Here is a 14,671-nt window from a genome sequence, read left to right as displayed (position 1 = left end):
ATGAAGGCCCATGCCGGGCCGGTCGCCACCATGAAAGAACTTACCCTGGATTCTGCCGTCACCCTGCTGCGCTCCGGCGGCGTGATCGCCTACCCCACTGAAGCGGTCTGGGGCCTGGGATGCGACCCGTCGCACGAAGCGGCGGTGCACACGGTGCTGCGGCTGAAACAGCGGCCGATCGAGAAAGGCATGATCCTGGTGGCCGCCGAACTGGCGCAGCTGGAAGGCTGGGTACGCCTGCAGGCGTTGCCCGACGAGCGCCAGCGTGCAGTGCTGGCCAGCTGGCCCGGCGCCAACACCTGGATTCTTCCGGCCGGATCACGCGCGCCAGACTGGATCACCGGCGAACACAGCGGTATCGCGGTGCGTATCAGCGCCCACCCGCTGGTGGCCGCCCTGTGCCAAGCGTGGGGCGGGCCCCTGGTCTCCACCAGCGCCAACCTGGCCGGCGAGCCACCGGCACGCAGCCGCGAGGAACTGGATCCGCGCCTGCTGCGCCTGCTGGACGGCATCCTGGACGGCCCGACCGGCGGCCTGGCCCAGCCGACGCCGATCCGCGATGCGCTCAGCGGCAACGTCCTGCGATCCTGAGCCACCCTGTGGACGCGCGGATTGCGCCGCTCCGCCGGATCCCGCACGCTGCATCCATGAGCCCGCTGCGCGCCACCCTCTGCCTGAGCCTGCTGTTGCCGTTGACCGCCACCGCCGGCGACGATGTGCGTGTCTACCGCTGTGTCGGCAGCAATGGCGCCGTGGCACTGCAGGACACGCCGTGCAGCAGCGGCCGCCAGGAAGTACGCGACCTGCAGCGGCCGCGTGACCCGGCGCCGCAGGGGGTGCGCAGCGACGCCGCGCCCGCAACCAGCACGCCACCGGCCGTGATCGAGCGCGAGGTCCGGCACGTCTACATCCAGCCTCCGCAACCGATGTACGAATGCGTTACCGCCGACGGCGAGCGTTACACCAGCGACAGCAACGAAGGCAATCCACGCTGGGTCCCGCTGTGGACCACGGTCTGGTCGCCACGCGGTCATTTCGGACCTGGCCATCCCGGGCCCCGCCCGGCCACGGGCGCATCGGCGGGAGGTCCACCGATCTACCGGCCACCTGCGGTCGGCGTCGGCGTGCAGGTGCCGGCAGGCAACATCCTGGTCCGCGACACCTGCCATGCGTTGCCGCCGCAGGAAGTCTGTTCGCGCCTGCGCGATCGCCGCTGGGAGCTGGACCGCCGCTACAACAGCGCGCTGCAGAGCGAGCGCACCGCGATCAGCAACGAACAGCGCGGTATCGATGCGCGCCTGTCGCGCGACTGCGGGCGTTGAGCCCCTGCCCGTGTAGGCTGCACGCATGAGAAAAGCACTCTGGCTGATTCTGGCGCTGCTGCCCGCAAACGCGTTCGCCGAGGACATGGTGATCTACCGCTGCACGTTCAGCAGCAGTGACGTTCCCACCCTGCAGCGCACGCCCTGCCCGGAGGGCAGCGCGCAGCAGATCCAGCGGGTACCGGCGCCAGCAGCGACGCCGGCACCGCGCGTGGAGCCGCCCGTCGGCCAACAAACGGAGCTCGTCCCGTCGGCAGTGCCGTCGCCGGCAGCGGCGGACACGCCGCGCCGGGTCGACCAAGCGCGCACCATCATGGAAGCGGGCATGGTCGAACCGGCTGGCGGCGGCGACGCCATTCTGGACAGCGCAGCGCTGCCGCCGCGGACGGACCCGGCAAGCGGCAGCGACAGCGCGCCACGGGCACCGCTGCCGCCGATCTTCCAGTGCAGCAGCGAGGAAGGAAGCCGCTACCTGCACGAGTACGAGGCGGCGCCACCGCACTGCGTGCTGCTCGACGTACAGGGTCTTGGCGGTGTCACCCCGGCCAATGCCGCCAGCTGCGAAGTGGTACGCGACCGCTGCGAGGAGGTTCCCGAGATCCAGCGCTGCGGCAGCTGGCAGCAGCGCCTGCGCGACGCCCGGGGGCGCGAGCGCTTCGCCGCGCCGGAGAACGTCGACGCTGCGCGCAGCGAGCGCGAGCGTCTGCAGGCCGTGCTCGAGGCCAGCGACTGCGCGGTACCGGGGTGAGGGCCTGCCGGCGTGGCGCGGGCCCAACGCGGTGACGGTCAGAACCCGTAGCGCAGGAAGCCGCCGTCCACGGCGATGCATTCGCCGGTGACATAACTCGCCGCCGGCAGGCACAGGAAGCCCACGGCCGCGGCGACTTCCTCCGGCTCACCGATGCGGCGCATCGGCGTGCGCTCGATGACTTCCTCGTAGTAGTCAGGATCGGACAACGGCCCGGAGGTGCGGCGCGTGCGGATGTACCACGGCGCCACCGCGTTCACGCGGATGCCATCCTCGGCCCATTCCACGGCCAGGTTGCGGGTCATCTGGTGCATCGCCGCCTTGCTCATGCCGTACACCACGCCACTGCGCACATGGGTCAGGCCGGAGACGCTGCCGACGTTGACGATGGCCGACGAGGCGTGACGTGCCAGCAGCGGATGCGCATAGCGCGACAGTTCAAACGCCGAGAACAGATTGGTCTCGAAGATGCCGCGCCACTCGTCCTCGGTATAGTCGATGGCAGGGCGGGTGACGTTGCCGCCCGCATTGTTGACCAGCACGTGCAGGCCATCGGCATGGTCCTCGACCCAGTCCAGGATCTGCCGGCGATCCTCGTCGTCGGAGACGTCGGCGGCAAGCGCGCGCACCTGCTGGTCGGGATAGGCGTCGGCCAGCTCGTCGCGCGCGGTTTCCAGCGCGTCGATGTCACGCCCGACAATCATCAGGTCGGCTCCGAAGCCGGCCAGTTCACGCGCGATGGCCAGGCCGATGCCGGCGCTGGCGCCGGTGATCAGTGCGGTCTGCCCGTCCAGTCTCCACCGTTGCTGGGTCATGTGTCCTCCCGGGCTGCGCCCGCTGTGTTCCGATGCAGAAAGGATACGCGCTCACGGCACGCCGCTGCCGGGGGTGCCACACTGGCCGTACGCCCGTCGTGGAGAGCCACCATGCGCATCCTGATCCTGTCCGCACTGCTGTCGGCGACTGTGTTGCTGGCCGGCTGCCAACGCCCACCGGCGCCGGACCCGGAACGGCCGCCCGAACCCCAGGCCCTGGCCCGTGCAGCCAAGCAACCGATCGATCGCGCGCGCGCCGTGCAGAAGACCGTCGATGATGGCGCCGAGCGCCAGCGCAGCGCGGAGGCCGACGCAGCGCACTGATCGCGGCGATGGCGTCGTCAGCGGAGCGCCCGAACGAAAACGCCCGGCCAAGGGCCGGGCGTTTTCCGTCGATCCACGCTACGCGTGGCTGGCTGTGCTCAGAACCCGCAGAAGCAGTACGCCAGGGTCTTTACCGGAGCGCCGTTACCCTTCTCGCGCGCGGCGTTCTCGACGAAGCGCAGCTGGGTATCCACTTCCGGCATCGTGCGCGCCAGCATCATCCGCGCCACGCCCGAATCGGACAGCATCCAGGCACCAGTACGGCTGCCGGCAAACCCACTGACGAACTGCGCGAACGGGGTCGCGGCCTTTTCGATGTAACGCACGCGGAACTTGTCTTCGCCGCCCAGCTTGGCGCGGCTGGCGGCGTCGGCCACGGCGTCTTTCAGGCCACCGAAGGCATCGACCAGACCACGTTCCTTTGCCTGCGCGCCACTCCAGACACGGCCACGGGCCACCTCATCAATGGCCTCGACCGGCTTCTTGCGTGCTTCGGCGACACGTCCGGTGAAGTCGGCGTAGCCCTTGTTGATGACCGTCTGGATGACCTGGCCCACCGCCGGATCCATCGGACGGGTGACGTCGAACGCACCGGCGAAGCGCGTGGTGCCGACACCATCGGTATGCACGCCGATCTTGTCCAGCGCGCGGCTGAAGTTCGGGATCATGCCGAAGATGCCGATCGAACCGGTGATGGTCGAGGGATCGGCGTAGATGCGATCGGCATTCATGCTGATCCAGTAACCACCGGACGCGGCCAGGTCACCCATTGACACCACCACCGGCTTGCCGGCGGCCTGCAGGGCCACCACTTCACGGCGGATCTGCTCGGAGGCGAACACTTCGCCACCCGGCGAATTCACGCGCAGCACCACGGCCTTGACCTGCTCGTCGTCGCGGGCAGCGCGCAGCAGCGCCGACGTGGACTCACCACCGATGCGGCCGGCCGGCAGGTCACCGCCACTGATCTCGCCGGCGGCAACCACCACGGCCACCTGCGGGCGTGCATCCACCGGACTGCGGCGGGCGTCGAGCAGGGCCATGTAGCGACCGAAATCGACATTGCGGAAGCCGCCCTCAGCGTCTTCATCGGCCACGCCGCGTTCGATCATCAGGTCTTCGAACTCCTCGCGGGTCTTCAGCGCGGTCACCAGCTTCTGCTGCAGGGCGAACTTGGCCAGATCGCCACCGGCAGCCGCCACGCCTTCGGGCAGCGTATCGATGCCGGCGGCCAGTTGCGCCGGATCCAGCCGGCGCGCCTTGGCGATGTCGCCCAGATAGCGCTGCCACACGTCGTTCATCCAGTACAGGTCGGCTTCCTTGGCCGCCGGCGAAGCAGCATCAAGCACATAGGGCTCGGCCGCGGACTTGTACTCGCCCACCTTGAACAGGTGCACGTCCACGCCCAGCTTGTCCTGCAGGCCGGAGCGGAAGTACTGGCGGTAGCGGCCCAGACCCTCGAGCACCACCGATCCCATCGGATCCAGGTAGACCTCGTCGGCCTGCGCAGCCAGCAGGTACTGCGACTGGCCCATGCTTTCGCTGTAGGCCACCAGCTGCTTGCCGGACGCGCGCAGGCTCTGCAGCGCGGCGGCGACTTCACGCAGCGAGGCGAAGCCGGAGGGCTGCAGCTTGTCCAGTTCCAGCACCACGCGCTCGATCTTCTTGTCCTCGCGCGCCGACTCGATCACCCGGACCAGGTCACGCAGCTGGACCTCTTCGGCGCTGTTGTCGCCCACGGCCTTGGCCAGCGCGCGGCTGACCGGATCGGCGCTGAACTGCTCGACCAGGCGCCCTTCCGGTGCGATCACCAGGGTCGTGCGGTCCTGCAGCGATTTGCTGGCGCCGGCGCCCATGCCGGCAGCGATGACGAACACCACCAGCAGCAGGAACAGCAGGCCGAAGAACACCAGGTTGAGGATCAACCGGCGGGTGAAATTCATGACGTCCCACAGCCCGATGAAGAAACTGGCGACGGGATTGCGACGCGCCTGGGGCAGCGGGGGCACGGGTTGATTCATGGAGCGCTCCGGATGGCTTCTTGCCGTGGTAACAGCATAGCCGGTGCCGTGTGAGGCGGCATCGGACACAAGTCAGGGGATCGCCCGTCACGGGGTGACGGGCGGAGGGTCAGGACAGCGCGGACTGGCCGATGCGCTGGCTGCTGCGACGCAGGCGCCAGCCCATCAGGATGGCAGCGGCAGTGAGGCCGACGATCAGGCCGATCCACATGCCCTGCGGGCCCATGCCCAGCCCCAGGCCGAGCCCGGCGCCGAGCGGCATGCCCAGGCCCCAGTAGGCGAACATGGCGATGAACATCGGCACGCGGGTGTCTTTCAGGCCGCGCAGAGCACCGGCCGACAGCACCTGGATGCCGTCCGGGAACTGGAAGGTGGCCGCGTACAGCAGCAGCGTGGAGGCCAGGCCGGCCACCGCCAGATCGTTGGTGTACACCCCGACGATGGCATCGTGGCCGAACAGCAGCACCAGCGCGGACAACGTCTGTGTACCCATGATGATCGCGTAGCCGGCCCAGGCTGCACGACGCACACCGAAGCCATCACCCCGCCCCACTGCATGACCCACGCGCACCGTGGTGGCCTCGGCCACGCCCATCGGGATCATGAAGCACAGCTGCGCCACGTTGATCGCGATCTGGTGGGCTGCCGCCTCGTTGGCGCCGAGGCGGCCGATCAGCAGCGCGGTGACGATGAACAACCCACCTTCCATCAGCACGGTGATGCCGATCGGCAGACCGGTGCGCAGCAGGTCCCAGATCGCCTTCCAGCGCGGCCACTCGAAGTGCGAGAACAGCTGCAGATGGGCGAATCGCCGTGTACGCCACAGATAGAGGGCAAATGCGCTGGCCTGCAACCACATCATCACCGCCGAGGCGATGCCCAGGCCCTCCGCACCCAGCTCCGGGAAGCCCAGCTTGCCGTTGGCCAGCACGTAGCCCATCGGCGCCAGCACCACCAGGCCGCCGAAGCCGATCAGCATGGTCGGCAGCGTCCAGTGCATGCCCTCGCTGAGATAGCGCATGCAGAAGTACAGCGTCAGCGCCGGCCCGCCCCAGCGCACCGCATGCAGGAACGCTGTTGCGCCGGGCACGATGTCCGGCGCGATGCCGAAGGCGGGCAGCAGCGGCGGCACCACCGTGAGGAAGGTGAACATGATCAGGCCCAGGCCCAGCGCCAGCCACAACGCCTGCCGGAACAGCGGGCCGATCTCGCGCTCGCGGCCGGCACCGTGCAGCTGTGATACCGAGGCGGTCAGCGAGATCAGCGTGCCGATCGGAATCAGCATCGGCAGCCAGAGCAGGGCGGTGCCGATGGTCACGGCCGCCAGGGTTGAGGTGGCGTGATGACCGGCAATCACGTTGTCGACGAAGGAGATCAGGCCGGTGGAGACATGCCCGAGCACGAGCGGCAGGGCGAGCAGACCGGTGGCGCCGACTTCCTTGCTGAAGCGCGGCGTGGAGGTTGCGTTGGACATGGGATGCAGAACGCGAACTGCGGTTGCGCGCGAAGGGCACAGGCACCGGGTTGCGGGCCGTCATCTTACGCGCGCGGTGCGTTCATTCCCATGACATGGGGTGAACGCTGGGTTTGACCGCGCGCTTACTGGCCGGCCTGGCGCTTGAGCCAGGCGTCTCGTTCCGCAGCAGGTACGGCGAGGAACGCGCTGCGCACCGCATCGCGTTCCTGCGGCGGCGTGCGCTGGGCCACCAGCGCCAACTGCGCCAGCTGTGCCGGGCTGAGCTGGTGCAGCACGGCCAGTGCACTGTCGCGCTGCTGCGGTGGCAGGAAGCCGAACAGCCCATGCAGCTTGGGAAACTCCACGCCCAGTTGCGGCCCCAGCCGCCAGCCATCGCGGAACGCCTGGTCCTGTGCCTGGAATTGCGAGCGCAGGCGCTCCTGCTGTGCGGCCGGCAGTGCGGCGAACCGCGTGGCCGCCTGACGGATGCGTTCGCGCTCGCTTTCCGGCAGCGCGCGCCAAGCGGCGTAGTCGACGCGGCGCTGCCGCTGCTGCTGCGCGTCGAGCTGGACGAACGCGGTGGGTGCCGCCGATGGCGGGACCGCGGGCGTGGCCGCCGGCGCGGGTGGCAGTGGAACATTCAGGGTCTGGGGCGTTGCGGACAGCGACAACGGGATGGCCAGCAGCAGGCTGGTGATCACGGACTTATTCATCGGCGGCGGCGGTTTCCAGCACTGCGCTGGCCGGCTCTGGCCGGCTCGGCTTGGTCTGCGACTCGTCCACCGGCAGCGGACCACCGGCGGCCGTCCAGGCATACAGATCGGCCTCGGCCAGCAACGGATAATCGCGGTCGGCCAGCATTGCTGCGTCATCGTTGGCCGGGGCGCTGTCCGCCTGCGGCGTGGCAGCGACCGTGCTCGGCGGCAGCGCCTCGACCGTGACCGGGCCGGCCTCGGCAACCACCCCCTCCGGCAGCGGCGCATCGCTCACCAGCGACCGACCGCTCCAATGGCGCCAGCCCAGAGCGGCTGCCAGCAGTACTGCCACTGTGAGCAGCAGGATCGCCGGCCCGCGCCAGCGCGGTCGGGCATCGGGGCGCCGGCGCCGGGGGCTGGCAGCGCTCCGTTCATCGCGCTGCGGTGCCCTCCAGCTGGACGTCGGCGCCTGCGGATTGCTGCTGGTGGCAGCTGCCGGCTGCTGCAGCTGCTGCAGCCGCTGCGCCGGCAGGTCGCGGATGCGCTGCTGCACCTGTTCGGCCAGGCCGCGCCAGGCAACAGCATCCGGCTGACCCTGGGCATCACGCGGGCAGGCATCGGCCAGCAGCTGCTGGTAGCCGGCCTCATCACGATCGAGTACCCGCGTGGCGATGTTCTCATCCAGGCTGCCGCCCACCCGCAGCAGCAGGGCCAGCCGTGGCAGCGGTGCCATGCCGCCCAGTGCGGCGAGTGCCGGCGGCCACTGGCCCGGGGCCGGCTCGCGCAGTGCCTGCCGCTGCCCCAGCAGCGTCCAGAAGCGGGTCGGCCACTGTGCCATCGGCAGATCGCTGGCAACGGCCGAGAAGGCGCGCATCACCGCCACCAGGGTCTGCTCGGCCCGGGCCGGGTCGCCGCATTGCAGCTCCGCCACTACCAGGGCACGGCGCTCTACGCCACGCAGAAACGCCGACAGCGCACCGGCCGCGGTCGAGGAAACAGGGGCGGGCACAGCGGTCATCGGTCACTCCAGAGGTCTGCCGGCATGATAGCGGCAGGCCATCGGCGCCCGGCAGGACTTGCGTCCGTGGGCACTTCATGCTGCAGGTTGTGCACAGCACCACGCTGGCGCCCGGCAAAACCGCGACATCTCGCTGAATTCACTCTGTTTCAGCAATGTTTCACACATAAAGTATTGATTTTAATGCATTTTAATGTATGGCGATTTTTTGACCAACCCAAGGGCGAGGCCGTCGCCATCGGCGTCCTACGCAGCCGTTGACCGGTAACGCACAGTGTTATCCACAGAACGTGTGGATAAGACTGAATCTCCAATGGACACCGATATTTAGGTGACATTTATGATTCGGCGACGTCCCCCGTGTGGGCCTTCCGGGCGGCATGCGGGTGCACACGGCCCGTTACACTGCCCCGATGCTCGACCCGATTCCGACCCTGCAGGTCGCCCTGCCCGTCCCCCTGCCCCGCCTGTTCGACTATCTGTCGCCGCAGGGCGATGCCCCGGACGTGGCGGTCGGCTGCCGGGTGAAGGTGCCGTTCGGCAACCGCGAACTCATCGGCGTGGTGGCCGGCCACGGCCAGGCCGACGACGGCCAGGGCCTGCGTCAGGCGCTCGCGTGGTGCGACCCCGCGCCCCTGCTGCAGGGCGAACTGTGGCAGAGCCTGCAATGGCTGGCCCGATACACCCACGCGCCGCTGGGCGAAGTGCTGAGCACGGCCCTGCCGGGGCCGCTGCGGCACGGCGAAGCCCTGCCCGACACCCATCATTGGGGCTGGCAGCTGACCGCCGCAGGCCACGCGCAGCGCGGCACGCTGCGCGCAGGCAGCCGCCCGCGGCAGTTGGCGGAACTGCTGGCCGACGCCGTCGTGGACGAGGACGTGCTGGGGGCGCGCATGGAGGACTGGCGCAGCGCGGCGCGCAGTCTCGGCAAGCGCGCACTGGCCGAGCGCGTTGCACTGAGCGTGGCGCCACAGCACGCGCAACCGCTGCCCGGCCCGACCCTCAATCCGGACCAGTCCGAAGCCGTTGCCGCGATCAACGCCGCGGAGGGGTTCCAGCCCTTCCTGCTCGATGGGGTGACCGGCAGCGGCAAGACCGAGGTCTACCTGCAGGCGATCATCCACTGCCTGGCCCAAGGCCGGCAGGCGCTGGTGCTGGTGCCCGAAATCGGACTGACGCCGCAGACCCTGGCGCGTTTCCGCGGCCGCCTGGGCATCGCCGTGCATGCGCTGCATTCGGGATTGAATGACAACGAGCGCGCGCGCGTCTGGGCAGCCGCCTCGCGCGGCGAAGCGCGGGTGATCGTCGGCACCCGCTCGGCGGTGTTCACGCCGCTGCCGCAGGCCGGCCTGCTGATCGTGGACGAGGAACATGACGGCAGCTACAAGCAGCAGGACGGCATCCGCTACCACGCGCGCGATTTCGCCCTGGTGCGTGCCAAGGCGCTGGGGGTTCCGGTGCTGCTGGGCAGCGCGACACCGTCGCTGGAAACCCTGCACAACGCCTATGCCGGTCGTTACCTGCACCTGCGCCTGAAGCAGCGCGCCGGCGACGCGCGGCCGCCACGCGTGCGCATCCTCGATGTGCGCAAGCGTCCCCTGCAGGACGGTCTCTCGGCCGAAGTGCTGGCCGGCATCGGCGAGCACCTGCAGCGCGGCCAGCAGGTGCTGGTGTTCAAGAACCGGCGTGGTTACGCACCGGTACTGCTGTGCCATGACTGCGGCTGGACGGCGCCGTGCCAGCGCTGTGATGCGCCGATGACCGTGCATGGCGGCGGCCGTCGCCTGCAGTGCCATCACTGCGGTGCGCGGCAACCGGCGCCACTGGCCTGCCCCGCCTGCGGCAGCCTGGCCCTGCAGCCACAGGGAATCGGCACCGAGCGGCTGGAGGAGCACCTCACCGCCGCCTTCGCCGAGTACCCGGTGGTGCGCATCGACCGCGGCACCACCGCCCGCCGCGATGCGCTGGAACAGCAGCTGGCCAAGCTGGGGGACCAGGCCGGCATCCTGGTCGGCACGCAGATCCTGGCCAAGGGCCACGATCTGCCCAGACTCACGCTGGTGGTGGTGGTCGGCATCGACGAGGGCCTGTTCTCGGCCGATTTCCGCGCCAGCGAGAAACTCGCGCAGCAGCTGATCCAGGTCGCCGGCCGCGCCGGGCGCGCCCGCGATCCGGGCGAGGTGTGGCTGCAGACCCACCATCCGGGTCATCCCCTGCTGGAGACGCTGGTCAACGGCGGCTACCACCCGTTCGCGCAGGCCGAACTGAACCAGCGGCAGGCCGCCGGCTTCCCGCCGTTCGCGCATCTGGCACTGATGCGTGCCGAAGCGCAGCAGGTGGAGCACGCCAACGCGTTCCTGCTGGCTGCACGGCGACTGCTGGGCGAACAGGCGCTGGTGGAAGCGTACGGACCGATGCCGGCACCGATGCCGCGCCGGGCCGGCTACCAGCGCACGCAGCTGCTGCTGTCATCGGCACAGCGCCCGCCTCTGCACGGCGTGCTGGCGCAGCTGGTACCGCAGCTGTATGCCTTGCCGGAAGCCCGCAAGGTGCGCTGGTCGCTGGATGTGGATCCGACGGATCTGTATTGAATGCAAGCGGAATCCGCCGGGCATGGCCCGGCGCTACCGTTACCGCGCGCGATTCCCGCTTACGTCAGCGGTGACATCACGCCGCGCTGGTAAGCGGGTCGCTCACGCAGCCGGGCGTACCACTCGGCCAGGTGGGGCAGGTCCGGACGCTGGATCGGCAGTTCATACCAGGCGTACACCAGTGAACCCAACGGGATGTCGCCCATCGCGAATGTCGCGCCCGACAGCCACGGCTGCGTGGCCAGCGTCGCGTCGGCCATCGCCAGGTAATCGGCGGCGCGGACGATGGCGGCATTGATGCGCGATTCGTCGCGATCTGCCGGCGCGGTGCGCATGATGCCCCAGATCAGATCGCTGTACAGCGGCGCCATCCGTGAGGTGCTCCAGTCCATCCACTTCTCGGCCTGTGCGCGTTCCATCGGATCCTCCGCATACAGTGTCCCCAGCGCGTAGCGCGCGCTCAGGTAGCGCACGATGGCGTTGGACTCCCACAGCGGCAGGCCGTGGTCCTCGATCACCGGCACCAGGCTGTTGGGGTTCATCGCCAGGTATTCCGGCGTCTGTGTGCCACCGTGGCTGCCGCCCACTTCGATGGACTCGTAGGGCAGGCCGATCTCTTCGGCACACCACAGCACCTTGCGGACGTTGCTGGAATTGCGACGGCCCCAGATCTTCAACATGCGGGTATTCCTTGCGGGCAATGCGAGCGGCAACGATACGCCTGATCGGTGCATATGTGGGCGTGCGGAATGACTGCGGTAGGACGTCGGCCGGGCATGGCCCGGCGCTACCGGTTCTTCTTCGGCAGCGCGCGCACGTAGGACGACTTGCCATCCTTCTTCAGTTCGAACAGGCCGATCGCCGCCAGCAGATCACTCAGCTTTCCATAGCCATAGTTGCGCGAATCGAACGAGGCCTGGTTGGCGATCTGGCTGCCCACCGGCCCCAGGTGCGACCAGCCGTCCTCGCCTTCCGCTGCGGACACGGCGCGGCGCAGCATCTTCACCAGACGTGTATCGCTGCGCATTTCCGCGCCGCTCTTGCGTGGGCGCACTTCGTCGCCGCTGCCCGTTTCACCGGTGGCCGGCTCGATGGCTCCCGGCTCTGTCGTGCCCTGCTCCACTTCCGGCACGCTGGCATGGGCCTGGCCCAGTGCTTCCAGATAGGTGAATTTGGAACAGGCATTGACGAAGGGTTCCGGCGTCTTCTTTTCGCCGAAGCCATACACCTTCACCCCGTCGGTCAACAGGCGCATCACCATTGGAGTGAAATCAGCATCGCTGGAGACGATGGCGAAGCCGTCAAGGTTGCGCGCGTACAGCAGGTCCATCGCATCGATCACCATGGCCATGTCCGAGGCGTTCTTGCCCTTGCTGTAGGCGAACTGCTGGATGGGCCGGATCGCGTACTCGTGCAGCACCGCCTCCCAGCCTTTCAGCCGTGGGCTCTTCCAGTTGCCGTAGGCACGGCGGACATTGGCCACGCCGTAGCGGGCCACCTCCGCCAGCACTTCGTCGATCTTCGATGCGGGCGCGTTGTCGGCATCGATCAACAGGGCGATGCGCTTTTCCGGTTCGCTCATGGGGCTCTCGCTGGCGGTTGCCTGAATCCGAGTATCGCCGATCCGCGCGCACGCTGACGTGACAGGCCGCCGCCGTGCGAAGATGCCGGACGGTTCCCCCATGCCCCCTGGAGTGAGTCGATGAGTCGTGAGCGCGTTCCCCATCTGGTCGTTGTAGGCGGCGGTTTTGCCGGCCTCTGGGCCACCCGTGCGCTGGCACGCGAACGCATCCGCATCACCCTGGTCGACCGCCGCAACCACCACCTGTTCCAGCCGCTGCTGTACCAGGTCGCGACCGCAGGCCTGTCAGCGCCGGACATCGCCGCACCGCTGCGCCACATCCTCGGCCACCAGCGCAACGTGGAAGTGCGGCTCGGTGAGGTCGTGGCCATCGACAGGCAGCTCCGCCAGGTGCGATTGGCCGACGGCAGCACGCTGGACTACGACAGCCTGCTGCTGGCTACCGGCGCCACTCACGCCTACTTCGGCAACGACCAGTGGGCCGATGATGCGCCCGGCCTGAAAACCCTCGACGATGCCATTGCCCTGCGCCGCAAGCTGCTGCTGGCGTTCGAGCGCGCCGAAGCCGAACCGGACCCGGCCAGGAAGGCAGCATGGCTCAGCTTTGCCGTCGTCGGCGGCGGCCCGACCGGCGTCGAACTGGCGGGCACGCTGGCCGAGATTGCGCGCCATACGCTGCGCAACGAATTCCGCCACATCGATCCGGCCAGCGCCAAGGTGCGCCTGGTGGAAGCCGGTCCGCGCGTGCTGTCCTCGTTCCCGGAAGTGCTCTCGCTGAAGGCGCGCCGGCAGCTGGAAAAGCTGGGCGTGGAAGTGCTGACCGGAACGCCGGTGAGCAACATCGACAGCCAGGGCTTCACGCTGGGTGACCAGTTCGTGCCGGCGCGCACCGTGGTGTGGGCGGCCGGCGTGGCCGCCTCGCCGCTGGCGCGCACGCTGGACGTTCCACTGGACCGTGCCGGGCGCGTGCAGGTGCAGCCAGACCTGACCCTGCCCGGGCATCCGGAACTGTTCGTGGCCGGCGATCTGGCCGCGGTGAACCAGGCCAATGGCAAGCCCGTGCCCGGCGTAGCGCCCGCGGCCAAGCAGATGGGCAAGTACGTGGCCGAGGTCATCCGTGCACGCCTGCACGGCAGGCCGGAGCCCGGGCCCTTCAAGTACGCGGACTACGGCAACCTGGCCACCATCGGCCGCATGGCCGCGATCGTGCACCTGGGGCGCCTGCAGCTGTCGGGCGTGCTGGCCTGGTGGTTCTGGCTGGCCGCGCACGTGTTCTTCCTGATCGGCTTCCGCAACCGCATCGTGGTGCTGCTGAACTGGGCGGTGGCGTACTGGAGCTACCAGCGCAGCGCGCGCATCATCTTCGGCGATGACCAGGATGACCGCCGGCCGAAGCGGTAGCGCAGGTCTGCAACGGGGTCAGATCCCTTTCCTGTGGGGATCTGACCCCACGTCGCGGCGCGACTGCCTGCGATGCGCCCTGCCTGGGCACGGCACTACAAAGATGCGGAATCCAATGCCTGCAACCACGCCAGCTTGCGCTCGCGCGGCAGGTGTTTGAGCTGCCACTCGGCGCGCGAAGCGGCGGAGCGGTCCGGGTACTCACGCACGGCCAGGATGCGCAGCGGCGGGCGGGCCCGGGTGTAGCGCGCGCCCGTGCCGGCGCGATGGGCGGCGAAACGCGCGTCCACGTCGGTGCTGATGCCAGCGTAGTAGCTGCCATCGTGGCATTCGAGCAGGTACAGGAACCACGGGCGGTGGGATGGGGACATGCCGGGATTATGCCGTGCTGCACCGCAGCGGATATACTGCCCGCGAATGCAGGAGAGAGGCGCCGCGCTGGCGCCCGCCGAAGGCGCAGGCTCCCATGATCGCTCAGGCCGGTGGGCTGGAATCCCACCAACCATGCATTCGACTCGCCGAGCTGGAGAGAGGTCACCGGGCATGCCCGGCACGATCCGCCGAAGGGGCACGCGGCCTACGCCGCTGAACTCTCAGGCAAAAGGACAGCGGGAGCGGCACCGGTCATCGTCATCCCGTCACTGCGCAGGCAATGGCGGCGTCCGCGCATGGCCGGCCCCACCGCGTCCGGAGCCTGT

General features: G+C 68.9%; 14 protein-coding genes and 2 riboswitches. Of the genes, 6 read left to right on the top strand and 8 right to left on the bottom strand.

Annotation, left to right across the window (positions count from 1 at the left end; translation table 11 throughout):
- Genes N5J29_RS00370 through N5J29_RS00360 form a run of 3 tightly spaced genes read left to right on the top strand, consistent with a single transcriptional unit; the run spans position 1 to position 2,070 of the window.
- Positions 1-591 carry a Sua5/YciO/YrdC/YwlC family protein gene (locus N5J29_RS00370; RefSeq protein WP_164151338.1) on the top strand — a complete coding sequence of 197 codons (591 nt, stop codon included), beginning with the start codon at positions 1-3 and terminating at the stop codon, positions 589-591.
- Between the two features lie 56 nt (positions 592-647).
- On the top strand, positions 648-1,322 hold the full coding sequence (locus tag N5J29_RS00365) for a DUF4124 domain-containing protein (RefSeq protein WP_164151340.1): 675 nt from the start codon (positions 648-650) through the stop codon (positions 1,320-1,322).
- Positions 1,323-1,347: 25 nt separating this feature from the next.
- Complete coding sequence (locus N5J29_RS00360) at positions 1,348-2,070, top strand: hypothetical protein (protein ID WP_164151342.1); 723 nt, start codon at positions 1,348-1,350, stop codon at positions 2,068-2,070.
- A 38-nt stretch (positions 2,071-2,108) separates the two neighbouring features.
- On the opposite strand, the gene N5J29_RS00355 is transcribed toward N5J29_RS00360, so the two are convergent.
- A complete protein-coding gene (locus N5J29_RS00355) occupies positions 2,109-2,885 on the bottom strand; it encodes an SDR family oxidoreductase (RefSeq protein WP_164151344.1) in 777 nt (258 codons plus the stop codon).
- Positions 2,886-2,996: 111 nt separating this feature from the next.
- Here N5J29_RS00355 and N5J29_RS00350 point away from each other — a divergent pair, with 111 nt between their 5' ends.
- A complete protein-coding gene (locus N5J29_RS00350) occupies positions 2,997-3,209 on the top strand; it encodes a hypothetical protein (RefSeq protein WP_164151346.1) in 213 nt (70 codons plus the stop codon).
- A gap of 98 nt (positions 3,210-3,307) precedes the next feature.
- On the opposite strand, the gene sppA is transcribed toward N5J29_RS00350, so the two are convergent.
- From sppA to N5J29_RS00330, 4 genes are all read right to left on the bottom strand, one after another.
- Positions 3,308-5,230, bottom strand: a complete 1,923-nt coding sequence (gene sppA, locus N5J29_RS00345; RefSeq protein WP_053515746.1) for a signal peptide peptidase SppA — start codon at positions 5,228-5,230, stop codon at positions 3,308-3,310.
- Positions 5,231-5,339: 109 nt separating this feature from the next.
- Entirely contained in the window at positions 5,340-6,704 is a 1,365-nt protein-coding gene (locus tag N5J29_RS00340; RefSeq protein ID WP_053515745.1) for an MATE family efflux transporter, read from the bottom strand.
- Positions 6,705-6,829: 125 nt separating this feature from the next.
- Positions 6,830-7,399, bottom strand: coding sequence for a DUF3106 domain-containing protein (locus N5J29_RS00335; protein ID WP_065181583.1), 570 nt, complete (start codon positions 7,397-7,399; stop codon positions 6,830-6,832).
- Entirely contained in the window at positions 7,392-8,399 is a 1,008-nt protein-coding gene (locus N5J29_RS00330; RefSeq protein ID WP_065174442.1) for a hypothetical protein, read from the bottom strand. The genes N5J29_RS00335 and N5J29_RS00330 overlap by 8 nt, the downstream gene beginning before the upstream one ends.
- A 413-nt stretch (positions 8,400-8,812) precedes the next feature.
- Here N5J29_RS00330 and N5J29_RS00325 point away from each other — a divergent pair, with 413 nt between their 5' ends.
- Positions 8,813-10,990 (top strand): primosomal protein N', encoded by a 2,178-nt coding sequence (locus N5J29_RS00325; protein ID WP_065174441.1) that lies wholly within the window; start codon positions 8,813-8,815, stop codon positions 10,988-10,990.
- A gap of 59 nt (positions 10,991-11,049) precedes the next feature.
- Here N5J29_RS00325 and N5J29_RS00320 read toward each other — a convergent pair whose 3' ends face one another.
- Entirely contained in the window at positions 11,050-11,670 is a 621-nt protein-coding gene (locus N5J29_RS00320) for a glutathione S-transferase (RefSeq protein ID WP_053515737.1), read from the bottom strand.
- Between the two features lie 107 nt (positions 11,671-11,777).
- Positions 11,778-12,572 (bottom strand): NYN domain-containing protein, encoded by a 795-nt coding sequence (locus tag N5J29_RS00315; protein WP_074899952.1) that lies wholly within the window; start codon positions 12,570-12,572, stop codon positions 11,778-11,780.
- 120 nt (positions 12,573-12,692) lie between these two features.
- Between N5J29_RS00315 and N5J29_RS00310 the strand changes: the two genes are divergently transcribed.
- Positions 12,693-13,973: an NAD(P)/FAD-dependent oxidoreductase gene (locus tag N5J29_RS00310; protein ID WP_065174438.1), complete on the top strand. Its 1,281-nt coding sequence runs from the start codon at positions 12,693-12,695 to the stop codon at positions 13,971-13,973.
- 95 nt (positions 13,974-14,068) lie between these two features.
- Here the strand turns inward: N5J29_RS00310 and N5J29_RS00305 are convergent, their stop codons facing one another.
- Positions 14,069-14,344, bottom strand: coding sequence for a GIY-YIG nuclease family protein (locus tag N5J29_RS00305; RefSeq protein ID WP_164151347.1), 276 nt, complete (start codon positions 14,342-14,344; stop codon positions 14,069-14,071).
- A gap of 39 nt (positions 14,345-14,383) precedes the next feature.
- Positions 14,384-14,473, top strand: a riboswitch (glycine riboswitch).
- A gap of 13 nt (positions 14,474-14,486) precedes the next feature.
- Positions 14,487-14,590: riboswitch (glycine riboswitch) on the top strand.
- Positions 14,591-14,671 lie beyond the last annotated feature (81 nt).

The organism is Stenotrophomonas sp. GD03680 (assembly GCF_029844625.1).
Taxonomy (GTDB): Bacteria; Pseudomonadota; Gammaproteobacteria; order Xanthomonadales; family Xanthomonadaceae; genus Stenotrophomonas; species Stenotrophomonas maltophilia_P.
This window is presented reverse-complemented; position numbering and strand designations above follow the sequence as displayed.